Origin of the sequence: Ectopseudomonas khazarica (genome assembly GCF_004521985.1) — a bacterium.
Lineage (GTDB): Bacteria > Pseudomonadota > Gammaproteobacteria > Pseudomonadales > Pseudomonadaceae > Aquipseudomonas > Aquipseudomonas khazarica.
On the sequence record NZ_SBHZ01000003.1, the window covers coordinates 131,513 to 155,028 of the forward strand.

20 protein-coding genes are annotated in these 23,516 nt (G+C 64.8%); 19 read left to right on the plus strand and 1 reads right to left on the minus strand.

The window, feature by feature from the left end; translation table 11 throughout:
* The first annotated feature begins 16 nt into the window (after nucleotides 1-16).
* From purB to EPK82_RS04430, 8 genes are all read left to right on the plus strand, one after another.
* Nucleotides 17-1,387 carry an adenylosuccinate lyase gene (gene purB / locus EPK82_RS04395; RefSeq protein WP_134675879.1) on the plus strand — a complete coding sequence of 457 codons (1,371 nt, stop codon included), beginning with the start codon at nucleotides 17-19 and terminating at the stop codon, nucleotides 1,385-1,387.
* Between the two features lie 78 nt (nucleotides 1,388-1,465).
* Nucleotides 1,466-2,632 carry a ribosomal protein uL16 3-hydroxylase gene (locus EPK82_RS04400; protein WP_134675880.1) on the plus strand — a complete coding sequence of 389 codons (1,167 nt, stop codon included), beginning with the start codon at nucleotides 1,466-1,468 and terminating at the stop codon, nucleotides 2,630-2,632.
* Nucleotides 2,625-3,050, plus strand: coding sequence for a GNAT family N-acetyltransferase (locus EPK82_RS04405; RefSeq protein ID WP_037055889.1), 426 nt, complete (start codon nucleotides 2,625-2,627; stop codon nucleotides 3,048-3,050). The genes EPK82_RS04400 and EPK82_RS04405 overlap by 8 nt, the downstream gene beginning before the upstream one ends.
* A gap of 8 nt (nucleotides 3,051-3,058) precedes the next feature.
* Nucleotides 3,059-3,700, plus strand: coding sequence for a DUF7931 domain-containing protein (locus tag EPK82_RS04410; RefSeq protein WP_037055887.1), 642 nt, complete (start codon nucleotides 3,059-3,061; stop codon nucleotides 3,698-3,700).
* Complete coding sequence (locus tag EPK82_RS04415) at nucleotides 3,697-4,506, plus strand: secretin N-terminal domain-containing protein (protein ID WP_134675881.1); 810 nt, start codon at nucleotides 3,697-3,699, stop codon at nucleotides 4,504-4,506. The genes EPK82_RS04410 and EPK82_RS04415 overlap by 4 nt, the downstream gene beginning before the upstream one ends.
* A 559-nt stretch (nucleotides 4,507-5,065) precedes the next feature.
* A complete protein-coding gene (locus tag EPK82_RS04420) occupies nucleotides 5,066-6,661 on the plus strand; it encodes an isocitrate lyase (RefSeq protein ID WP_037055884.1) in 1,596 nt (531 codons plus the stop codon).
* 226 nt (nucleotides 6,662-6,887) lie between these two features.
* On the plus strand, nucleotides 6,888-8,891 hold the full coding sequence (locus EPK82_RS04425; RefSeq protein WP_134675882.1) for a PhoX family protein: 2,004 nt from the start codon (nucleotides 6,888-6,890) through the stop codon (nucleotides 8,889-8,891).
* Between the two features lie 122 nt (nucleotides 8,892-9,013).
* Nucleotides 9,014-9,670: a hypothetical protein gene (locus EPK82_RS04430; RefSeq protein ID WP_134675883.1), complete on the plus strand. Its 657-nt coding sequence runs from the start codon at nucleotides 9,014-9,016 to the stop codon at nucleotides 9,668-9,670.
* Nucleotides 9,671-9,696: 26 nt separating this feature from the next.
* On the opposite strand, the gene EPK82_RS04435 is transcribed toward EPK82_RS04430, so the two are convergent.
* The gene (locus tag EPK82_RS04435) at nucleotides 9,697-11,094 is read right to left on the minus strand and encodes a pectin acetylesterase-family hydrolase (RefSeq protein WP_037055878.1); all 1,398 of its coding nucleotides are present in this window, start codon (nucleotides 11,092-11,094) and stop codon (nucleotides 9,697-9,699) included.
* 585 nt (nucleotides 11,095-11,679) lie between these two features.
* Here EPK82_RS04435 and EPK82_RS04440 point away from each other — a divergent pair.
* The 11 genes from EPK82_RS04440 to nuoL all read left to right on the plus strand — a co-directional run bounded on the left by EPK82_RS04440 (nucleotide 11,680) and on the right by nuoL (nucleotide 23,508).
* Nucleotides 11,680-12,093 (plus strand): NADH-quinone oxidoreductase subunit A, encoded by a 414-nt coding sequence (locus EPK82_RS04440; protein WP_037055877.1) that lies wholly within the window; start codon nucleotides 11,680-11,682, stop codon nucleotides 12,091-12,093.
* 10 nt (nucleotides 12,094-12,103) lie between these two features.
* Entirely contained in the window at nucleotides 12,104-12,781 is a 678-nt protein-coding gene (locus EPK82_RS04445; protein ID WP_036999426.1) for a NuoB/complex I 20 kDa subunit family protein, read from the plus strand.
* 63 nt (nucleotides 12,782-12,844) lie between these two features.
* A complete protein-coding gene (gene nuoC, locus EPK82_RS04450) occupies nucleotides 12,845-14,626 on the plus strand; it encodes an NADH-quinone oxidoreductase subunit C/D (protein ID WP_037055874.1) in 1,782 nt (593 codons plus the stop codon).
* The gene (gene nuoE / locus EPK82_RS04455; protein WP_175252955.1) at nucleotides 14,623-15,123 is read left to right on the plus strand and encodes an NADH-quinone oxidoreductase subunit NuoE; all 501 of its coding nucleotides are present in this window, start codon (nucleotides 14,623-14,625) and stop codon (nucleotides 15,121-15,123) included. The genes nuoC and nuoE overlap by 4 nt, the downstream gene beginning before the upstream one ends.
* Nucleotides 15,120-16,466 carry an NADH-quinone oxidoreductase subunit NuoF gene (gene nuoF / locus EPK82_RS04460; RefSeq protein ID WP_134675884.1) on the plus strand — a complete coding sequence of 449 codons (1,347 nt, stop codon included), beginning with the start codon at nucleotides 15,120-15,122 and terminating at the stop codon, nucleotides 16,464-16,466. The genes nuoE and nuoF overlap by 4 nt, the downstream gene beginning before the upstream one ends.
* Before the next feature lie 58 nt (nucleotides 16,467-16,524).
* Nucleotides 16,525-19,233: an NADH-quinone oxidoreductase subunit NuoG gene (gene nuoG, locus EPK82_RS04465; protein ID WP_134675885.1), complete on the plus strand. Its 2,709-nt coding sequence runs from the start codon at nucleotides 16,525-16,527 to the stop codon at nucleotides 19,231-19,233.
* The gene (nuoH, locus tag EPK82_RS04470; protein ID WP_037055871.1) at nucleotides 19,230-20,222 is read left to right on the plus strand and encodes an NADH-quinone oxidoreductase subunit NuoH; all 993 of its coding nucleotides are present in this window, start codon (nucleotides 19,230-19,232) and stop codon (nucleotides 20,220-20,222) included. Before nuoG ends, nuoH begins: the two co-directional genes overlap by 4 nt.
* An 11-nt stretch (nucleotides 20,223-20,233) precedes the next feature.
* Complete coding sequence (gene nuoI / locus EPK82_RS04475; RefSeq protein ID WP_037055870.1) at nucleotides 20,234-20,782, plus strand: NADH-quinone oxidoreductase subunit NuoI; 549 nt, start codon at nucleotides 20,234-20,236, stop codon at nucleotides 20,780-20,782.
* Between the two features lie 64 nt (nucleotides 20,783-20,846).
* Nucleotides 20,847-21,356, plus strand: coding sequence for an NADH-quinone oxidoreductase subunit J (gene nuoJ, locus EPK82_RS04480; protein ID WP_037055868.1), 510 nt, complete (start codon nucleotides 20,847-20,849; stop codon nucleotides 21,354-21,356).
* Nucleotides 21,353-21,661 (plus strand): NADH-quinone oxidoreductase subunit NuoK, encoded by a 309-nt coding sequence (gene nuoK / locus EPK82_RS04485; RefSeq protein WP_037055867.1) that lies wholly within the window; start codon nucleotides 21,353-21,355, stop codon nucleotides 21,659-21,661. The genes nuoJ and nuoK overlap by 4 nt, the downstream gene beginning before the upstream one ends.
* The gene (gene nuoL, locus EPK82_RS04490) at nucleotides 21,658-23,508 is read left to right on the plus strand and encodes an NADH-quinone oxidoreductase subunit L (RefSeq protein ID WP_134675886.1); all 1,851 of its coding nucleotides are present in this window, start codon (nucleotides 21,658-21,660) and stop codon (nucleotides 23,506-23,508) included. The genes nuoK and nuoL overlap by 4 nt, the downstream gene beginning before the upstream one ends.
* Nucleotides 23,509-23,516 lie beyond the last annotated feature (8 nt).

Sequence of the window (23,516 nt, forward strand, 5' to 3'; positions counted from 1 at the left end):
GCCCGAGAACGCCCACATGCAGCTTTCCTCGCTCACCGCGGTTTCCCCCGTCGACGGCCGCTACGCCGGCAAAACCAGCGCCCTGCGCCCCATCTTCAGCGAATACGGTCTGATCCGTAGCCGCGTACTGGTCGAAGTGCGCTGGCTGCAGCGCCTGGCCGCGCACGAAGGCATCCCGGAAGTGGCGCCCTTCTCCGCCGAAGCCAACGCCCTGCTCAACGAGCTGGCGGAAAACTTCGCCGTCGAGCACGCCGAGCGCGTGAAGGAAATCGAGCGCACCACCAACCACGACGTCAAGGCCGTGGAATACCTGCTCAAGGAGCAGGCCGCCAAGCTGCCGGAGCTGGACAAGGTCAGCGAGTTCATCCACTTCGCCTGCACCAGCGAGGACATCAACAACCTGTCCCACGCGCTGATGCTGCGTGAAGGTCGCGACGACGTGCTGCTGCCGCTGATGAAGCAGCTGGCAGGCGCCATTCGCGAACTGTCGGTGAAGTTCGCCGACGTGCCGATGCTGTCGCGCACCCACGGCCAGCCGGCCTCGCCGACCACCCTGGGCAAGGAACTGGCCAACGTCGTCTACCGCCTCGAGCGGCAGATCGCGCAAGTCACCGCCGTGCCGCTGCTGGGCAAGATCAACGGCGCCGTGGGCAACTACAACGCGCACCTGTCGGCCTACCCGAGCATCGACTGGGAAGCCAACGCCCGCCAGTTCATCGAAGGTGACCTGGGCCTGACCTGGAACCCCTACACCACCCAGATCGAGCCGCACGACTACATCGCCGAACTGTTCGACGCCATTGCCCGCTTCAACACCATCCTGATCGACTTCGATCGCGACGTGTGGGGCTACATCTCCCTCGGTTACTTCAAGCAGAAGACCATCGCGGGCGAAATCGGCTCCTCGACCATGCCGCACAAGGTCAACCCGATCGACTTCGAGAACTCCGAAGGCAACCTGGGCATCGCCAATGCAATCTTCCAGCACCTGGCCAGCAAGCTGCCGATCTCCCGCTGGCAGCGTGACCTGACCGACTCCACCGTGCTGCGCAACCTCGGCGTCGGTTTCGCCCACAGCGTCATCGCCTATGAAGCAAGCCTCAAGGGAATCAGCAAGTTGGAGCTCAATGCTCAACGTATTGCTGAAGACCTGGATGCCTGCTGGGAAGTGCTCGCCGAGCCGATCCAGACCGTGATGCGCCGTTACGCCATCGAGAACCCCTACGAGAAGCTCAAGGAGCTGACCCGCGGCAAGGGCATCAGCCCCGAGGCCCTGCTGGCCTTCATCGACGGCCTGGACATGCCGACCGCCGCCAAGGAAGAGCTCAAGCAACTGACCCCGGCGCGCTACATCGGTAACGCCGTGGCCCAGGCCAAGCGCATCTGAGCGACACCAGCCTCGAGGACGCCCGGCTGAGCCGGGCGTTTTTGTTTAAAGGTTTTTATCTATTTCAAGGGCTTACCGATGAATCCTGATACTCCGCTGCAATTGCTGGGTGGCCTCACAGCCCGTGAGTTCCTGCGCGACTACTGGCAGAAGAAACCGCTGCTGGTGCGCCAGGCCATCCCCGATTTCGAGAGTCCGATCAGCCCGGACGAACTGGCGGGGCTGGCGCTGGAAGAGGAAGTCGAATCGCGCCTGGTGATCGAGCATGGCGAGCGCCCCTGGGAACTGCAGCGCGGCCCGTTCAACGAGGACACCTTCCAGGACCTGCCGGAGCGTGACTGGACCCTGCTGATTCAGGCGGTCGACCAGTTCGTGCCCGAGGTCGCCGAGCTGCTGGAGGACTTCAAGTTCCTGCCCAAGTGGCGCATCGACGACCTGATGATCAGCTTCGCCGCCCCCGGTGGCGGCGTCGGCCCGCATTTCGACAACTACGACGTATTCCTGCTGCAGGCCCATGGCCATCGCCGCTGGCAAGTGGGCCAGATGTGCGATTCCGACAGCCCGCTGCTCCCCCACGCCGATCTGAAGATCCTGGCCGAATTCGAACCAACTGAAGAGTGGGTGCTGGAGCCCGGCGATATGCTTTATCTGCCGCCGTGCCTGGCCCACAACGGCATTGCCGAGGATGATTGCATGACCTATTCCGTGGGCTTCCGCGCGCCAAGCGCTGCCGAAGTACTGACCCATTTCACCGACTTCCTCGGCCAGTTCCTGCCCGACGAGGAGCGCTACAGCGACGCCGACATCCAGCCGAGCGAAGATCCGCACCAGATCCAGCGCGACGCCCTGGAGCGCCTAAAGGCCCTGCTCAACGAGCACATGAGTGACGAGCGCCTGCTGATGACCTGGTTCGGCCAGTTCATGACCGAGCCCAAGTACCCGGAGCTGGTCGCCGGCATCGAGATCGGTGAAGAGGATTTCCTCGGCGCCCTGGAAGATGGCGCGATCATCATCCGCAATCCCAGCGCCCGCATGGCCTGGTCGGAAGTCGGCGACGACCTGGTGCTGTTCGCCAGCGGCCAGAGCCGCCTGGTCACGGCTCGCCTGCGCGAACTGCTGAAGCTGATCTGCAGCGCCGACGCGCTGCATGTCGAGAACCTCGGCGCCTGGCTGGCCGACGACGAAGGGCGTACCCTGCTCTGGGAACTGGTCAAACAGGGAAGCCTGGGGTTCGCCGATGAGTGAGATCACTGTCCGCGTGGCGGACTGGCATAAGGACAATGCCGAGCTGCGGCGGATTCGGGACACCGTTTTCGTCGCCGAACAGTCCGTTCCGCCGGAACTGGAGTGGGACGCCGAGGACGCCGATGCCGTGCATTTTCTCGTCGAGGAAGGCGACTACGCGGTCGGCACGGCGCGCCTGCTGCCCGACGGCCATATCGGCCGCGTCTCGGTGCTCAAGGACTGGCGCGGCCTCAAGGTGGGCGAGACGCTGATGCAAGCGGTGATCGCCGAGGCGGAAAAGCGCGGCCTGCGTCAGCAAATGCTCACCGCTCAGGTGCATGCCACGCCGTTCTATGAAAGGCTAGGCTTCAGGATAGTCAGCGACGAATATCTCGACGCCGGCATCCCGCACGTGGACATGGTGCGCACCAGCCAGTAGAGGAAGCGATGGACAACGAAGACGCCCCGGTCGATACGGACGATACGCAAGCGCCCAGCGAGCTGGCGGCTATCGAATTCGAGTCGCCGGGGCGTTTTGCCGTGCACAATCCCGAGCCCGTCACGCCAGATGCCGCGCAGTGGGAGCCGGCGCCCTTCATCCTCGGCCAGCACGAGCGCCTGGAGCGCTTCAGCCAGCCGCAGGAGGCCCGCGCCCACGTCCTGGCGCTGATCCAGCAGGCGCAGCGCAGCCTGTGCCTGTACAGCGACGATCTGGAGCCATGGCTGTATCACCACAGCAGCGTGCAGCAGGCCTGCACCCGCTTCCTGCTCTCCAGTCCGCGCGCTCGTCTGCGCATCCTGTTGCGCGATCCGACACGCGCGGTGAAGGATGGCCATCGCCTGCTCACCCTGTCACGGCGGCTGTCGTCCAATCTGCATATCCGCAAGCTCAACCCCGATTACCCCAGTGACGAACTGGCCTACCTGATCGCCGACGACAGAGGCCTGCTGCTGCGCCCCGAGCTCGACCAGCAGGCCGGCTACGCGCTGTATGCCGACCCGGCGCGCGTGCGCCAGCGTCAGGCCCAGTTCGATCAGGCCTGGGATACCAGCATCACCGATCCTGACCTGCGGAGCTTTCTGCTATGACCCTGCGCACGCTGCTCGCCACCCTGCTCCTTGGTCTGTGCCTGCCCCTGCATGCGGCGACGGAAGTGATACCACTGAACTACCGCACCGCCGACGACGTGCTCGGCGTGGTGCAGTCGATGCTGGGCAACGAAGGCCGGGTCAGCGCCTATGGCAATCAACTGATCGTCAACGCATCGCCGGGCAAGATCGGCGAAGTTCGCCTGCTTCTGCAGCAGCTCGACACCCAGCCACGCCGGCTGCTGATCACCGTGGAGAGCAGCGACAGCAATTACCAGAACGATCGCGGCTACCGCGTCGACGGCACGCTCAGCGCCGGCAACGCCGAGGTCCAGGTGGGGCGCGGCGAGGTGAATGGTCGTGACCAGGTGCACATCATCCGCCGCAGCACCGACAGCCGTGGTGGCGGCACCCAGCAGGTGCAGGCGACCGAAGGCTATCCGGCATTGATCCAGGTGGGCCAGAGCGTGCCGCTGACCACCACCAGCACCGGCCCCTACGGCCAGGTCTATCAGGACACCCAGTATCGCGACGTGACGCGCGGCTTCTACGTGACGGCCAGCCTGTCCGGCGAACTGGTGCACGTGACCATCAGCAGCCAGCGTGACCGCGTCAGCAGCAACCGCTCCAACGTGATCGACGTGCAGAGCACCGACACCCGCGTCAGTGGTCGGCTCGGCGAGTGGATCACCCTGGGTGGCGTCAGCGAGCAAACCAGCTCCGACGGCCGCGACGTGCTGCGCCGTCACACCACGCAAGGCCGCGAAGACATGTCGCTGCGCCTCAAGGTCGAAGCCCTCGACTGACCCCCGACCAAAGTCGCATGCCCCTTTCGCCCTGCGCAGCATGGACAGTGCGCGCAGCCCGCGAAATGCCTGAAACGCCCGCCCCATGGGCTGCCATCAATGACCAACCGGTCATCTACTGAATATGTAGTAGTTTTAAAAAACCACTACAAAACGTTTGACGAAGCATTTCACCAGAGGCATGATGGCCTCGCTCCCGCTAGCCAGGGGTCCTGAAAAGGATCTCCAGATCGCCCGCGAAGTACTTCGCGACGATCCGTGTCCCAACAGCCCACAAGGCCGTACGACGAGGTTGCGACTGGAACGTAGTTGTCCTGAGGGACGGGGAAGCGTTTAGCGTCAGACAGATCGAAAGCCCAGCAGGTGCCCAAGGTTTCCACGAGCCGACCCGCACCGGCGACGTCACCGAACTGTTAGCTGCATCTCCCCTCCTCGCGGTACATCCTCGCCCCAGCCGTTTTCTCGCCGTTCAAGTGGAAGCCTCCCGCAGCCGCCGCATCCGTGCGCGCATTGAGTGGGTAGTCGGTGCTCAACCAACACATTTTCTGAAGGATTGACCATGTCCGCATATCAAAACGACATCAAGGCTGTAGCCGCTCTGAAAGAGAAATTCGGCAGCAGCTGGAGCGCTATCAACCCAGAGTCCGTCGCCCGTATGCGCGCTCAGAACCGCTTCAAGACCGGTCTGGAAATCGCTCAGTACACCGCTGACATCATGCGCAAGGACATGGCCGAGTACGACGCCGATTCGTCCGTCTACACCCAGTCCCTGGGCTGCTGGCACGGCTTCATCGGTCAGCAGAAGCTGATCTCGATCAAGAAGCACCTGAAGACCACCAACAAGCGCTACCTGTACCTGTCCGGCTGGATGGTCGCGGCCCTGCGTTCCGACTTCGGCCCGCTGCCGGACCAGTCGATGCACGAGAAGACCGCCGTCTCCGACCTGATCGAAGAGCTGTACACCTTCCTGCGTCAGGCTGACAGCCGCGAGCTGGACCTGCTGTTCACCGCCCTGGACGCCGCCCGTGAGGCTGGCGACCACGCCAAGGCTGCCGAGATCCAGGCGCAGATCGACAACCACGAGACCCACATCGTCCCGATCATCGCCGACATCGACGCTGGCTTCGGTAACCCGGAAGCCACCTACCTGCTGGCCAAGCGCATGATCGAAGCCGGTGCCTGCTGCATCCAGATCGAGAACCAGGTTTCCGACGAGAAGCAGTGCGGCCACCAGGACGGCAAAGTGACCGTTCCGCACGCCGACTTCCTCGCCAAGATCGCTGCCGTTCGCTACGCGTTCCTCGAGCTGGGCATCGACAACGGCGTGATCGTCGCTCGTACCGACTCCCTGGGTGCCGGCCTGACCAAGCAGATCGCCGTGACCAAAGAGCCGGGCGACCTGGGCGACCTGTACAACTCCTTCCTCGACTGCGACGAAATCTCCGACGCCGAGCTGGGCAACGGTGATGTCGTGATCAAGCGCGAAGGCAAGCTGCTGCGTCCGAAGCGTCTGCCGTCCAACCTGTTCCAGTTCCGCAAGGGCACTGGCGAAGACCGCTGCGTACTGGACTGCATCACCAGCCTGCAGAACGGCGCCGACATGCTGTGGATCGAAACCGAGAAGCCGCACGTTGGCCAGATCAAGGGCATGGTTGACCGCATCCGCGAAGTCATCCCGAACGCCAAGCTGGTTTACAACAACAGCCCGTCCTTCAACTGGACCCTGAACTTCCGCCAGCAGGTGTTCGACGCCATGGCCGCCGAAGGCAAGGATGTTTCCGCCTACGACCGCGCCAAGCTGATGAGCGTCGAGTACGACGAGACCGAACTGGCTCAGGTTGCCGACGAGAAGATCCGCACCTTCCAGCGCGATGGTTCCGCTCAGGCCGGTATCTTCCACCACCTGATCACCCTGCCGACCTACCACACCGCTGCGCTGTCCACCGACAACCTGGCCAAGGGCTACTTCGCCGACCAGGGCATGCTGGCCTACGTGAAAGGCGTTCAGCGTCAGGAACTGCGTCAGGGCATCGCCTGCGTCAAGCACCAGAACATGGCTGGCTCCGACATCGGCGACAACCACAAGGAGTACTTCGCTGGCGAAGCTGCTCTGAAGGCAAGCGGTAAAGACAACACCATGAACCAGTTCCACTAAGAACGGTTCTCTGCTGCGGACCACGCATCCGCAGCAGTTCTTTTGCCTAATCCGCCCCGGCCCTGCCGGGGCTTTTTTTTATCCCCTGCGTTCAACCTGCCGGGCAGGCGCATGAGCGCCCTTTTCTGGCCGATTTGTGCGGCAGTGCGCAGGCACTGTCACGATTCCGTCGTTTTCCTTGATTAGCGTCATAGCTCCGTCGATCAGCCCAATCAAGGAGCCCACCGTGCGTATCGAACAAGAGCAAGACGTGCTATTCGGCAATGGCGATGAACCCCTCAGCAACGCCTCCAGCAACCCCCATATCAATGACCTGATCGAGGCCGGACTGAGCCGCCGCCAGGTGGTTGCAGGCGGTGCGGCACTCGGTGTCATGGGCTTCCTCGGCGTCGCCCTGCCCGGCAGTGCCGAAGCCGCCGGGAATCCGCTCAAGGACCTGCTCGAACGCCTGAAGAAACGCGGCAAGCGTCTGCCGTTCACGGCGGTGGCGGCCGGCCGTGCCGATACCATCAGCGTACCGGCCGGCTACAAGGCCACACCCTTCATTCCCTGGGGCACGCCTATTCGCGGCAGCTTCCCGGCATTCCTCGACAATGCCGGCAACAGCGCCGCCGATCAGGCCGATCAGGTGGGCATGCACCACGACGGCATGCACTTCTTCCCCATCGATGGTCAGCGCGGTGGCGGCCACAAGAGCGACCACGGCCTGCTGGTCCTCAACCACGAGTACATCGACGCCCCGCTGCTGCACCCCAACGGCCCGACGCTGGTCGACGGCAAGCGCAGCAGCGCCGACGAGGTCCGCAAGGAAATCAACGCCCACGGGGTTTCGGTGGTGGAAGTTCGTCGCAACCGCGGCCAGTGGGAGGTACTGCCCAGCGCCCGCAATCGCCGCATCACCGGCGCGACACCGATGCAGATCAGCGGCCCGGCGCGCGGCCACGCCCTGCTCAGCACCCGCTACAGCCCGGACGGCACCGCCACGCGCGGCACGCTGAACAACTGCTCCAACGGCTTCACACCCTGGGGCACCTACCTGACCTGCGAGGAAAACTGGGCCGGCTACTTCGCCAGCGGCGACGCCGAGCGTCCGCGCGAAATGACGCGTTACGGAGTCGGCAGTGCCAGCCGCTACGGCTGGGATCACCTGGCCGGTGACGAATTTCAGCGCTTCAACGCCACCCGCCTGGCCGCCAACGCCAGTGGCGACTATCGCAACGAACCCAACCACTTCGGCTGGATCGTCGAGATCGATCCCTTCGCCCCCGAAGCCGCACCGGTCAAACGCACCGCCCTGGGCCGCTTCGCCCACGAGGGCCTGGTGTTCGCCCCGACCAAGCCGGGGCGCCCGGTGGTCTGCTACTCCGGCGACGACTCGCAGAACGAGTACATCTACAAGTTCGTCAGCCGTGGCAAGTACGTTCCGGGGCGTAGCAACGGCAGCCTGCTCGACGAGGGCACGCTCTACGTGGCGCGCTTCAAGGCCAATGGCAAGGGCGAATGGCTGGCCCTGGACATCCGCAACAAGGCCTTCCAGGCGGCCTGCAGGGCTGCCGGGGTCAGCTTCGCCGACCAGGGCGAGGTGCTGATCAACACCCGCCTGGCGGCCGACATCGTGGGCGCCACCAAGATGGACCGGCCGGAATGGGGGGCGATGAACCCGCAGAACGGCGACATCTATTTCACCCTGACCAACAACACCTCGCGCACCGTCGTGGACGCAGCCAACCCGCGCCCGGCCAACGCCTATGGTCACATCATCCGCTGGCGCGAGCAGAGCCGCGATCATGCCGGCCGCGAGTTCGTCTGGAGCCTGTTCCTGCTGGCCGGGCCGGAAGGCGACAGTCTCGACCCCAACGGCAGACCGCTGACCGCCGACAATCGCCTGGCCAGCCCGGACGGCCTCTGGTTCGATAACGACGGTCGCCTGTGGATCCAGACCGACATGAGCGGCAGCCAGCTGGCCAGCGGCCCGTTCGGCAACAACCAGATGCTGGTGGCCGAACCCGTCACCGGCGAGGTCAAGCGCTTCCTGGTCGGCCCGGTTGGTTGCGAGGTCACCGGCATCACCGCCACGCCGGACTTCCGCACGCTATTCGTCAACATCCAGCACCCGGGTGAAGGCTCGACCTCGACGAACTTCCGCAGTACCTGGCCGGACGGTGCCGGTCGCCGCCCACGCTCGGCCACCGTGATCGTCACCCGCGACGACGGCAAGCCGCTGCTCTGACCCAGCCGCGCCCCTCTCGCGCCACCGCGCGAGGGGCGGCGCATGCAATCGACGCATGGAACAGGCAAGGCGCAGCCGCGGCTTCTAAGCTGGAACACACTCGACTCGTGCAAGGACCGCCAATGCCTCGCTCTTCCCTGCTGTTCGGCAGCTGCCTCGTATTGGGCAGCGTGACACTCGCCTGGTACTGGCAGCGTCCTGATACCCCGCATTCCGCCACCCCGCAGCCCGTGCAGGCGCGCGCAGCACAAGCCGCGCAAGGCAGCCCCGCGCCAGCCCCCGCCGACCTCAGCGAGGAGCAGCTGCAACTGCTGGCGAAACCCGAAGTTCAGCAGCAGGAACGGCGTCTGGAGTTCCATCGGCGTTACCGAGGCTTCATCGAGCACGCCAGCGAACTCGACGCTGACGGCCGCGAGGCGCAAGCGCAGCAACTGAGTGAAGGCGTCGACGCACTGGAACGCCGGGGCGAGCTGGCGCTGAGCGAAGCCTTGCTGCTGCAGATCGGCCTGATCAAGGCCGTCAGCACAGACGAGCAGGAACAGAAGCGCCGCGCCGAAGCCCTGATCAGGCGTTACCAGGCCCTCAGTGCAGAGCGCGAGGCCAGGCAGGCGCAACGGGTCGACCCGAACTTCGCACGCTACAAGGCCGAGGAGAAGCGCATCGTCGAGGAAGTGCTGGCCCTGCAGAGCATTCCCGACGGCCTGTCCCGCGATCAGTACCTGCGCCAGCGTCTGCAGGAGGCGCGCGAACGCAACTATCGACAGCGCCCCGACAGCTAGCGCCGCAGCGCTAGCCGATCATCCGTTCAGAGCAGTTGGTCGAGCAGGTAATACAGCAGATTGAACGGCTTGTTGCGGTCGGCCACATCACTGCTTTCCGATGCTTCCAGCACTTGCCCGCTGCCGTCGAGCACGCTGCTGACGAAGTTGTCCAGTTGCAGGTTCTGCTCCTGGATATCGGCATTGGCGAACTCGATGATGCTGGTGCAGTGGCTTTCGTTGACGTCACGAAACTGCGGGAAGTAGCCCCCGACATTCCCCAGGCTGGCCAACTGGCTGCGCAGGCGCGACGTATCGGTCGCCCAGCGTTGCTTGATCAGCGCTTCCTTGGTCGCCTGGTCCGGCGCGTTGACGATCTCCGGGTAGAAGCGCTCGTAGGAATAGGCGGAGTAGTTCAGGTCCTGCCAGAAGTGTGTATGGCCCATGCGATCACCCGGCAGGTTGCTCGAGAGCGCCGGGTAGAGGCTGCCCAGGTCGCTCCTGTCGAAGCCCGGCAGGCGCGCCTGCAGGTACTGCAGTGGTCCCTGCTCGGCATCCAGGCCCCAGGCCTGACGAATGAAGGCTTGCAGCGGATAGGACGGGTAGCGCTGGTTGTCCCCCGCCAGGGCGGTGTAGACCGGCCCGGAGTCGTTGATCAGGTAGCCGCGACTGGGCGCCATGTCCTGGCGCAGGTTGGCATAGTTGGTCAGGCTGCCGGCGCCGCCGGCGCTGCACCCTGTGGTCAGCATCTGCGTGGGGCGCGGCAGGTTGTCCTTGAGCCACCCCACCACGGCGCGCATGTTGCGCAGGCCGTTGTGATGCCAGACCAGGGGCTGCTGCTGCCCCTGCGGGTCGTCATACACCGCCACCTTGTCGCCGGAATAGATGTCACCGGTGCAGTACGGCACGTAGACCATGTTCCAGTTCTGCGTCTTCACCCGCGTCCAGGGGTGCAGGCGCACCACGAACGGGCTGACCAGGCTCGCCCCCGGATTGAGCAGCGACATGTAGTCGTCGGCGATCCCGTCGGGGTTGCGCGCGCCGCGAATGCCGGCCTGCCCGCTGCAACTGGCGTAGTCCCAGCAGGCACCGCCACCCTCCAGGTAGACGATGGTGTTACGGGTATTCGGCACCCGGTTGATGAAGAACTTGTAGGGCGAGCCATTGCCGCACACCGCGCCGGTTTCCGGCGCCATCTGGATGGTCTGCCAGCCGTAGTAGTTGCCAGCATTGAAGCCACTGTTGAAGCCGCTCGGATTGGCCAGCAGCGGATAAGGCCCGACGCGCTGCGCCGGCGTGACCGGATTGTCGGCCCCAGGTGGGGAAACCAGATTGCTCAAGGTCTGCCAGAAGCTGTAGTCGCCCTGCTCGGCGCTGGCAGGCGCACTCAGGGCGAGTAGCAGAACGACAGGAACGACACGCGACAGGGACTGGGCGACAGGCATGGCAAAACCCCTCATCTTGTTATTCGTACGAAGGGTCGGCATACCCAGGCAGGGGCAACAGCGCAGACCCAGCGGTTGGTGGGCACTGCTCGATCAATGATGCATCGCGCTCCGGCGATTCATGCACGCTAGTACAAGATCGCGGGCGCAACACCCGAGAAGGCATATCGTTTAGTGATAATCGCGGCTTCCGCTTATACCTTTGCCCATGACACGGGCCTGCACCTGCTGCTTTCGCCCCAACACCAAAGTGGCAATGAATTGCTCATTTCGCGGCGGCTCATCCGGGACGGAAATAAGGCAGATTAGTCAGCTGAATTTGCGGCGCAAAGTTGCCAGCGAGGGGTTGCCAGCTATAGTTGCGGGGACGACGGGACGAGCGAAAGGCTCAAGAACGGCACTGCGGGCGCCTGTCAATCACAAGCTCGACAGAAATGATCAAACTGCGAGAATAATTTTTCTCTGAAAAATTTACTTACAGTTGGCGTGCACATAGTATTGTATACACACTTTGCGTCAGCGCCCTCGATGGCGTTAGGCGACTACTAAATTAAAAGCCGTTCCTTAATTTCAAGGAGTACCGGCATGCCTGATGCGGTAACGACCATGTCCCAGAACTGGGCTTTCGCTGTTTTCTTGCTGGGTGTCTGTGGGCTCATCGCCTTCATGCTCGGCGTCTCCAGCCTGCTTGGCAGCAAGGCGTGGGGCCGCAGCAAGAACGAGCCGTTCGAGTCGGGCATGCTTCCCACCGGCAGCGCGCGTCTGCGCCTGTCAGCCAAGTTCTATCTGGTCGCGATGCTCTTCGTGATCTTCGACGTTGAAGCCCTCTATCTCTTCGCTTGGGCTGTCTCGGTGCGCGAAAGCGGCTGGGCGGGCCTGATCGAAGCTACAGTTTTCATAGCAATTCTGTTGGCAGGTCTTGTCTATCTTTGGCGTATCGGCGCGCTCGATTGGGCACCGCAGGGACGTCGTGAACGGCAGGCGAAGCTAAAACAATGAGGCTTTGGCGATGCAATACAAACTTACTCGGGTCGACCCCGATGCGCCCAATGAGGCGTATCCGATCGGCCAGCGGGAGGTCGTCTCCGACCCGCTGCTAGAGGACCAGGTTCACAAGAACATCTACATGGGCAAGCTCTCGGACGCGCTGAACGGCGCGGTCAACTGGGGGCGCAAGAATTCCCTGTGGCCGTACAACTTCGGCCTCTCTTGCTGCTATGTGGAAATGACCACCGCCTTCACCGCGCCGCACGACGTCGCGCGCTTCGGCGCTGAAGTCATTCGTGCGTCACCGCGTCAGGCCGACTTCATGGTCATCGCCGGCACCTGCTTCATCAAGATGGCGCCGGTCATCCAGCGTCTCTACGAGCAGATGCTGGAGCCCAAGTGGGTCATCTCCATGGGTTCATGCGCCAACTCCGGCGGCATGTACGACATCTACTCGGTCGTTCAGGGCGTGGACAAGTTCCTCCCCGTGGACGTCTACATTCCCGGCTGCCCGCCCCGTCCGGAGGCGTTCCTGCAAGGCTTGATGCTGCTGCAGGAATCCATCGGCCAGGAGCGCCGCCCGCTATCCTGGGTCGTAGGCGACCAAGGCATCTACCGTGCCGAAATGCCTTCGCAAAAGGAACAGCGCCGCGAGCAGCGAATCGCCGTTACCAACCTGCGTAGCCCTGACGAAGTCTGAGCCGATGCTTGCCTGCGCAAGCCTCACGCCCACTTTCTACGTTGTTCGATAGCGACCGAGACCATGACTGCAGACACCGTTGTGTCCATACCGCCATACAAGGCTGACGACCAGGACGTCGTCGCCGAACTGCGCGCCCAATTCGGCGACGACAGTTTCACCCTGCAAAGCACCCGCACCGGCATGCCGGTTCTCTGGGTCGCCCGCGAGCGCCTGATCGAGGTGCTCACCTGCCTGCGCAAGCTGCCGCGCCCCTACGTGATGCTCTATGACCTGCACGGCGTCGACGAGCGCCTGCGCACCCAGCGTCGCGGCCTGCCGGATGCCGACTTCACTGTGTTCTACCACCTGATGTCGCTGGAGCGTAACAGTGACGTGATGATCAAGGTGGCGCTGCGCGAGGGCGACCTCAACCTGCCGAGCGCCACCGGCATCTGGCCTAACGCCAACTGGTACGAGCGTGAGGTCTGGGACCTGTACGGCATCACCTTCACCGGCCACCCGCACCTGAGCCGCATCATGATGCCGCCGACCTGGGAAGGCCACCCGCTGCGCAAGGACTATCCGGCGCGCGCCACCGAGTTCGATCCCTTCAGCCTGACCCTGGCCAAGCAGCAGCTCGAGGAAGAAGCCGCGCGCTTCCGCCCGGAGGACTGGGGCATGAAACGCGGCGGCGAGCACGAGGACTACATGTTCCTCAACCTCGGCCCCAACCACCCTTCCGCGCACGGTGCCTTCCGCATCATCCTGCAGCTCGACGGTGAAGAGATCGTCGACTGCGTGCCGGAGATCGGCTACCACCACCGTGGCGCCGAGAAGATGGCCGAGCGCCAGAGCTGGCACAGCTTCATCCCCTACACCGACCGCATCGACTACCTCGGCGGGGTGATGAACAACCTGCCCTACGTGCTGGCCGTGGAGAAGCTGGCCGGCATCAAGGTGCCGCAGAAGGTCGACACCATCCGCGTGATGCTCGCCGAGTTCTTCCGCATCACCAGCCACCTGCTGTTCCTGGGTACCTACATCCAGGACGTCGGCGCCATGACCCCGGTGTTCTTCACCTTCACCGACCGCCAGCGCGCCTACAAGGTGATCGAAGCCATCACCGGCTTCCGCCTGCATCCGGCCTGGTACCGCATCGGCGGCGTCGCCCACGACCTGCCTCGTGGCTGGGACAAGCTGGTCAAGGAGTTCGTCGACTGGCTGCCCAAGCGCCTCGACGAGTACGAGAAGGCGGCACTGAAGAACAGCATCCTCAAGGCGCGCACCATCGGCGTGGCGCAGTACAACACCAGGGAAGCGCTGGAATGGGGCACCACCGGTGCCGGTCTGCGCGCCACCGGCTGCGACTTCGACCTGCGCAAGGCGCGCCCCTACTCCGGCTACGAGAACTTCGAGTTCGAGGTGCCGCTGGCCGCCAATGGCGACGCCTACGACCGCTGCATGGTCCGCGTGGAAGAGATGCGTCAGAGCATCCGCATCATCGACCAGTGCCTGAAGAACATGCCGGAAGGCCCGTACAAGGCGGACCACCCGCTGACCACACCGCCACCGAAAGAGCGCACGCTGCAGCACATCGAGACCCTGATCACGCACTTCCTGCAGGTTTCCTGGGGCCCGGTCATGCCGGCCAACGAAGCCTTCCAGATGATCGAGGCGACCAAGGGCATCAACAGCTATTACCTGACGAGCGACGGCAGCACCATGAGCTACCGCACCCGGATTCGCACCCCCAGCTTCGCCCACCTGCAGCAGATCCCCGCAGTGATTCGCGGCAGCATGGTGGCGGACCTGATTGCCTATCTGGGCAGTATCGACTTCGTCATGGCCGACGTGGACCGCTGATCATGAGCACGCTAATCCAGACAGACCGTTTCGTCCTCAGCGAAACCGAACGCTCGGCCATCGAGCACGAGATGCATCACTACGAAGACCCGCGCGCCGCCAGCATCGAGGCGCTGAAGATCGTGCAGAAGGAGCGCGGCTGGGTGCCGGACGGCGCCGCCGATGCCATTGGCGCGATCCTCGGCATCCCCGCCAGCGACGTCGAGGGCGTCGCCACCTTCTACAGCCAGATCTTCCGTCAGCCGGTCGGCCGCCACGTCATCCGCGTATGCGACAGCATGACCTGCTACATCGGTGGCCATGAGTCGGTGCTCGCCGAGATGCAGCAACAGCTCGGCATCGGCCTCGGCCAGACCACCGCCGACGAGCGTTTCACCCTGCTGCCGGTGTGCTGCCTGGGCAATTGCGACAAGGCCCCGGCCGTGATGATCGACGACGACACCTTCGGCGACGTTCGAGCGGACGGCGTAGCCAAGCTGCTGGAGGACTACAAATGAAGACCCTCACCTCCAGCGGCCCGGCCAACCGCATCGCCCGCAGCGAAGAGACCCACCCGCTGACCTGGCGCCTGCGCGACGACGCCCAGCCGGTATGGCTGGCCGAGTACCAGGCGAAGAACGGCTATGCCGCCGCACGCAAGGCGCTGACCGAGATGGCCCAGGCCGACATCGTGCAGACCGTCAAGGAATCCGGTCTCAAGGGCCGCGGCGGTGCAGGCTTCCCCACGGGCGTGAAGTGGGGCCTGATGCCGGCCGACGAATCCCTGAACATCCGCTACCTGCTGTGCAACGCGGACGAGATGGAGCCCAACACCTGGAAGGACCGCATGCTCATGGAGCAGCTGCCGCACCTGCTGGTGGAAGGCATGCTGATCTCGGCTCGCGCGCTCAAGGCCTACCGTGGCTACATCTTCCTGCGCGGCGAATACGTCGACGCCGCCGCCAACCTCAACCGCGCCATCGAGGAAGCCAAGGCTGCCGGTCTGCTGGGCAAGAACATCTTCGGCTCCGGTTTCGATTTCGAGCTGTTCGTGCATACCGGCGCCGGGCGCTACATCTGTGGCGAAGAAACCGCGCTGATCAACTCGCTCGAAGGCCGCCGCGCCAACCCGCGCGCCAAACCGCCCTTCCCCGCTGCCGTCGGCGTGTGGGGCAAGCCGACCTGCGTCAACAACGTCGAGACCCTGTGCAACGTGCCCGCCATCGTTTCTGGCGGTGTCGACTGGTACAAGAGCCTCGCCCGTCCGGGCAGCGAAGACCATGGCACCAAGCTGATGGGCTTCTCCGGCAAGGTGAAGAACCCCGGCCTGTGGGAGCTGCCGTTCGGCGTCAGCGCGCGCGAACTGTTCGAGGAGCATGCCGGCGGCATGCGCGACGGCTACCGGCTCAAGTGCTGGCAGCCGGGCGGCGCCGGTACCGGTTTCCTGCTGCCCGAGCACCTCGAGGCGCAGATGTACGCTGGCGGCATCGCCAAGGTCGGTACGCGCATGGGCACCGGCCTGGCGCTGGCGGTGGACGACTCGATCAACATGGTCTCCCTGCTGCGCAACATGGAAGAGTTCTTCGCCCGCGAGTCCTGTGGCTGGTGCACGCCGTGCCGCGATGGTCTGCCGTGGAGCGTGAAGATTCTCCGCGCCCTGGAGCGCAAGCAGGGTACCGCCGAAGACATCCAGACCCTGCTCGGGCTGGTCAACTTCCTCGGCCCGGGCAAGACCTTCTGCGCCCACGCACCCGGTGCGGTGGAGCCGCTGGGCAGCGCCATCAAGTATTTCCGTGAAGAGTTCGAGGCCGGTGTGGCGCAGGTGGCGAGCACGCCCCGCACGCCGGCGACCGCGAGCTGAACAGACGAATTCCCTTAGCCAGCCGCTTTAGCAAGCGGGTAAACGAAGACTCAAAGAAATGGCCACTATCCACGTAGACGGCAAAGATTTCGAAGTCGATGGAGCGGACAACCTGCTGCAGGCCTGCCTGTCCCTCGGCCTCGATATCCCCTACTTCTGCTGGCACCCCGCGCTTGGCAGCGTCGGGGCCTGCCGGCAGTGTGCGGTCAAGCAGTACAACGACGAGAACGACACCCGTGGTCGTATCGTCATGTCCTGCATGACGCCTGCCACCGACAACACCTGGATCAGCATCGACGACGAGGAATCCAAGGCGTTCCGCGCCAGCGTCGTCGAGTGGCTGATGACCAACCACCCGCACGACTGTCCGGTGTGCGAGGAAGGCGGTCACTGCCACCTGCAGGACATGACGGTGATGACCGGGCACAACGCCCGTCGCTATCGCTTCACCAAGCGCACCCACCAGAACCAGGAGCTTGGCCCGTTCATCGCCCATGAGATGAACCGCTGCATCGCCTGCTACCGCTGCGTGCGCTACTACAAGGACTACGCCGGCGGCACCGACCTGGGCGTGTATGGCGCGCACGACAACGTGTACTTCGGTCGCGTCGAGGACGGCACGCTGGAAAGCGAGTTCTCCGGCAACCTGGTCGAGGTCTGCCCGACCGGCGTGTTCACCGACAAGACCCATTCCGAGCGCTACAACCGCAAGTGGGACATGCAGTTCGCCCCAAGCATCTGCCATGGCTGCTCCAGCGGCTGCAACATCAGTCCCGGCGAGCGCTACGGCGAACTGCGCCGGATCGAGAACCGCTTCAACGGCTCGGTCAACCAGTACTTCCTCTGCGACCGTGGCCGTTTCGGCTACGGCTACGTCAACCGCGAGGATCGCCCGCGCCAGCCACTGCTGGGGAGCCAGCCGCTGGGCATCGATGCCGCGCTGGACAAGGCCGCCGAGCTGCTCAAGGGCAAGCGCGTGATCGGCATCGGCTCGCCGCGCGCCAGCCTCGAAGCCAACTTCGCCCTGCGCGAACTGGTCGGCGCCGAGCACTACTACAGTGGCATCGCGGCCGCCGAGCTGGACAACATTCGCCTGATCCGCGACATCCTGCGCAACGGCCCGCTGCCGACGCCGACGCTGCGCGATGTCGAGCTGCACGACGCCATCTTCGTCCTCGGCGAAGACCTGACCCAGACCGCTGCGCGCCTGGCCCTGGCCCTGCGCCAGGCGGTCAAGGGCAAGGCCACCGAGATCGCCGCCGGCGCACGCATCCAGGACTGGCACATGGCAGCCGTGCAGAACGTCGCCCAGCACGCCCGGCATCCCCTGTTCATCGCCAGCGTCGGCGAGACCCGCCTGGATGACGTCGCCGCCGAGAGCGTGCATGCCGCGCCGGCCGATCTGGCCCGTATCGGTTTCGCCGTGGCCCACGCCATCGACCCCAGCGCTCCGGCCGTGGACGGCCTGGAAACGGAGGCGCGCGAGCTGGTACAGCGCATCGCCGCTGCGCTGACCAATGCCAGTCGCCCGCTGATCGTGTCCGGCGCCTCGCTGGGCGACAAGGCCCTGATCGAAGCGGCCGCCAACATCGCCAGCGCCCTGAAGAACCGTGAGAAGAACGGCTCGCTGAGCCTGGTGGTGCCCGAGGCCAACAGCCTGGGCCTGGCCCTGCTCGGCGGCGAATCCGTCGACGCCGCGCTGCAGGCCCTGAGTAGCAGCCAGGCCGATGCCGTGATCGTGCTGGAGAACGACCTGTACCGCCGCGCCGATGCTGCCAAGGTCGATGCCGCGCTGGCTGCCGCGCAGAGCGTGATCGTCGCCGACCACCAGCGCACCGCGACCAGCGAACGCGCTCACCTGCTGCTGCCGGTGGCCAGCTTCGCCGAGGGCGACGGCACCCTGGTCAGCCTCGAGGGCCGCGCCCAGCGTTTCTTCCAGGTCTATGAGCCGAGCTACTACGACAGCAACATCCTGATCCGCGAGGGCTGGCGCTGGCTGCACGCGCTGCACAGCACCCTGCAGGGCAAGGCCGTGGACTGGACGCAGCTGGACCAGGTCACCGACGCCTGCGCCGCCAGCAACCCGCTGCTGGCCGGCATCAGGGACGCCGCGCCGAGCGCCGCGTTCCGCATCAAGGGCCTCAAGCTGGCGCGCGAACCGCATCGCTACAGCGGTCGCACCGCCATGCGCGCCAACATCAGCGTGCACGAGCCGCGCCAGCCGCAGGATCAGGATTCGGCCTTCGCCTTCTCCATGGAAGGCTACGCCGGCAGCAAGGAAGACCGGCAGCAGATTCCGTTCGCCTGGTCGCCGGGCTGGAACTCGCCGCAGGCCTGGAACAAGTTCCAGGACGAGGTCGGTGGTCACCTGCGCGCCGGCGACCCCGGCGTGCGTCTGCTCGAGGCCGCTGGCAACGCGCTGCCCTGGTTCGCGGTGAACGCTGCGTTCAACCCGGCGGCTGGCACCTGGCAGGTGGCGCCGCTGCACCACCTGTTCGGCAGCGAGGAAAACTCCGCGCGTGCCAAACCCATCCAGGAACGCATGCCCGAGCCCTATGTGGCCCTGGCCCGCGACGAGGCGGCTCGCCTGGGGGTGAACGATGGTGCGCTGCTGGCCCTGCGCGTCAACGGCCAGGCCCTGCGCCTGCCGCTGCAGGTGCGTGACGACCTGGGCGTCGGCCTGGTCGGCCTGCCGCTCGGCTTGCCGGGCATTCCGGCGACGCTCGCCGGTGCCAGCGTGACCCTGCTGCAGGAGGCCGCACAATGAGCTGGTTGACGCCCGAACTGATCGAGATCGTCATCGCCGTACTCAAGGCCATCGTCATCCTGCTGGTGGTGGTGGTCTGCGGTGCGCTGCTGAGCTTCATCGAGCGGCGCCTGCTCGGCTGGTGGCAGGACCGCTACGGCCCCAACCGCGTCGGGCCGTTCGGCATGTTCCAGATCGCCGCCGACATGATCAAGATGTTCTTCAAGGAGGACTGGACGCCGCCGTTCGCCGACAGGTTCATCTTCATCCTGGCACCGATGATCGCCTTCTCGGCGATGCTGATGGCCTTCGCCATCATCCCCATCACCCCGACCTGGGGGGTGGCGGACCTGAACATCGGCATCCTGTTCTTCTTCGCCATGGCCGGCCTTTCGGTCTACGCGGTGCTGTTCGCCGGCTGGTCGAGCAACAACAAGTTCGCCCTGCTCGGCAGCCTGCGCGCGTCGGCCCAGACCATCTCCTACGAGGTGTTCCTGGCCCTGGCGCTGATGGGTGTGGTGGCGCAGGTCGGCTCGTTCAACATGCGCGACATCGTCGATTACCAGGCGCAGAACCTGTGGTTCATCATTCCGCAGTTCTTCGGCTTTTGTACCTTCTTCATCGCTGCCGTCGCCGTGACCCACCGTCACCCGTTCGACCAGCCGGAAGCCGAACAGGAGCTGGCCGACGGTTACCACATCGAATACGCCGGGATGAAGTGGGGCATGTTCTTCGTTGGCGAGTACGTCGCCATCGTCACCGTCTCGGCCCTGCTGGTGACGCTGTTCTTCGGTGGCTGGCATGGCCCGTTCGGCATCCTGCCGCAGATCCCGTTCTTCTGGTTCGCGCTGAAGACGGCGTTCTTCATCATGATCTTCATCCTGCTGCGCGCGTCGATCCCACGCCCGCGCTATGACCAGGTCATGGCCTTCAGCTGGAAGTTCTGCCTGCCGCTGACCCTGATCAACCTGCTGGTGACCGGCGCATTCGTGCTGGCCGCGGCCCAGTAAGGAGAAACGCAATGTTCAAATACATCTGGGACGTGCTGGTCGGCACCGCCACCCAGCTACGCAGCCTGGCCATGGTCTTCAGCCATGGTTTTCGCAAGCGTGACACCCTGCAATACCCGGAAGAGCCGGTCTACCTGCCGCCGCGCTACCGGGGCCGCATCGTCCTCACCCGCGACCCCGACGGCGAAGAGCGCTGCGTGGCGTGCAACCTGTGCGCCGTGGCCTGCCCGGTAGGCTGCATCTCGCTGCAGAAGGCCGAGACCGATGACGGTCGCTGGTACCCGGAGTTCTTCCGCATCAACTTCTCGCGCTGCATCTTCTGTGGCCTGTGCGAGGAAGCCTGCCCGACCACGGCGATCCAGCTCACTCCCGACTTCGAGATGGGCGAGTTCAAGCGCCAGGATCTGGTGTACGAGAAGGAAGACCTGCTGATCAGCGGCCCCGGCAAGAACCCGGACTACAACTTCTACCGCGTCGCCGGCATGGCCATCGCCGGCAAGCCCAAGGGCGCCGCGCAGGACGAGGCCGAGCCGATCAACGTCAAGGGACTGCTGCCATGATGCTGATATCACTTTCCCTGCCCCTCGCCCGCCACCGTGCGCGGGCTACCGTGAGGAGCCTGTAATGGAATTCGCGTTCTACTTCGCCGCCGGCGTGGCGGTGGCATCGACGGTGGGGGTGATCACCAACACCAACCCGGTGCATGCCCTGCTCTACCTGATCGTCTCGCTGCTGGCGGTGTCGATGGTGTTCTTCGCCCTTGGCGCGCCCTTCGCCGGCGCACTGGAAATCATCGTCTACGCCGGCGCCATCATGGTGCTGTTCGTCTTCGTGGTGATGATGCTCAACCTCGGCCCGGCCGCTGCCGATCAGGAACGCAGGTGGCTGACGCCCGGCATCTGGGTCGGTCCGGCCATTCTCAGCGCCCTGCTGCTCGGGCAGTTGCTCTACGTGCTGCTCAGCCATGTCAGCGATGCACAGATCGGCCATACCACGGTCGAAGCCAAGGCCGTCGGCATCAGCCTGTTCGGCCCCTACCTGCTGGTGGTTGAGCTGGCCTCGATGCTGCTGCTCGCCGCCCTGGTCGCCGCCTACCACCTGGGCCGCCATGACGCCAAGGAGCCCACAGCATGACCGGTATACCCCTGGAGCACGGCCTGGCCCTGGCCGGCGTGCTGTTCTGCATCGGCCTGGTCGGCCTGATGGTGCGGCGCAACATCCTGTTCATCCTGATGAGCCTGGAAGTGATGATGAACGCCGCAGCGCTCGCCTTCATCGTCGCCGGCGCCCGCTGGGGTGCGGCTGACGGCCAGGTGATGTTCATTCTGGTGATCACCCTGGCAGCCGCCGAGGCCAGCATCGGCCTGGCGATCCTGCTGCAGCTGTATCGCCGCTTCAACACCCTGGATATCGACGCTGCCAGCGAGATGCGCGGATGAACCTTCTAGCCCTGACTCTATTCTTTCCGCTGCTCGGCTGGCTGCTGCTGGCCTTCTCGCGCGGACGCCTGTCGGAAAATACCAGCGCAGTGATCGGCGTCGGCTCCATCGGCCTGGCGGCTGCCAGCGCCGCCTGGGTGATCGCCGCCTTCCTCGGCAACCCACCGGCTTCGGGCGCCTTCAGCCTGACCCTGTGGCAGTGGATGAGCATCGAAGGCCTGGCGCCGAGCTTCACCCTGTACCTGGACGGCCTGTCCGTGACCATGCTCGGCGTGGTCACCGGCGTGGGTTTTCTGATCCACCTGTTCGCCAGCTGGTACATGCGTGGCGAGGAAGGCTACTCGCGCTTCTTCGCCTACACCAACCTGTTTATCTTCAGCATGCTGCTGCTGGTGCTCGGCGACAACCTGCTGGTGCTGTTCTTCGGCTGGGAAGGCGTGGGTCTGTGCTCGTACCTGCTGATCGGTTTCTACTACAAGCACGTGCCCAACGGTAACGCCGCGCTCAAGGCCTTCATCGTCACCCGCATCGGCGACGTGTTCCTGATGATCGGCCTGTTCCTGCTGTTCCTCAACCTCGGCACCCTGAACATCCAGGAGCTGATGGTGCTGGCACCGCAGCGCTACGTCGCGGGCGACACCTGGCTGTGGCTGGCCACGCTGATGCTGCTCGGCGGCGCGGCGGGCAAGTCGGCGCAGTTGCCGCTGCAGACCTGGCTGGCCGATGCCATGGCCGGTCCGACCCCGGTGTCGGCGCTGATCCACGCGGCGACCATGGTCACCGCCGGCGTCTACCTGATCGCGCGCACCCACGGCCTGTTCCTGCTGACCCCGGAGATTCTCGAACTGGTCGGCATCGTTGGCGGCGTGACCCTGGTGTTGGCCGGTTTCGCCGCACTGGTGCAGACCGACATCAAGCGCATCCTCGCCTACTCGACCATGAGCCAGATCGGCTACATGTTCCTCGCCCTGGGCGTCGGTGCCTGGGACGCGGCGATCTTCCACCTGATGACCCATGCCTTCTTCAAGGCCCTGCTGTTCCTGGCGTCCGGTGCGGTGATCCATGCCTGCCACCACGAGCAGAACATCTTCAGGATGGGCGGCCTGTGGAAGAAACTGCCACTGGCCTACGCCAGCTTCGTCGTTGGCGGCGCAGCCCTGGCCGCGCTGCCGCTGCTGACGGCCGGTTTCTACTCCAAGGACGAGATCCTCTGGGAAGCCTTCGCCAGTGGCCACGGCGGCCTGCTCTACGCGGGGCTGACCGGCGCTTTCCTGACTTCGATCTACACCTTCCGCCTGATCTTCATCGCCTTCCACGGCGAGCAGAAGACCGAGGCCCATGCCGGCCATGGCATCGCCCACAACCTGCCGCTGCTGGTGCTGATCGTGCTGTCGACCTTCATCGGCGCCTGGATCACCCCGCCGCTGGCCGGCGTCCTGCCGGAAAGCGCCGGGCATGCCGGTGGCGAGGCCAAGCACAGCCTGGAGCTGCTGTCCGGGCTGATCGCGGTCAGCGGCATCGTCATCGCTGCCCTGCTCTTCCTCGGTCAGCGCCGCTTCGCCAGTGCCGTGGCGCAGAGCGCGCCGGGTCGCCTGCTGAGCGCCTGGTGGTTCGCCGCCTGGGGCTTCGACTGGCTCTACGACAAGCTGTTCGTGCGTCCCTACCTGCTGCTCTGCCACCTGCTGCGCCGCGACCCGATCGACCGCAGCATCGGCCTGATCCCGCTGCTCGCGCGCGGCGGCAATGCCGCGCTGGTACGCAGCGAAACCGGTCAGGTGCGCTGGTACGCCGCCTCGATCGCCGGGGGCGCCGTGCTGGTGCTCGCCGCCATCCTATTTTTGAGTTAAGGAAAACA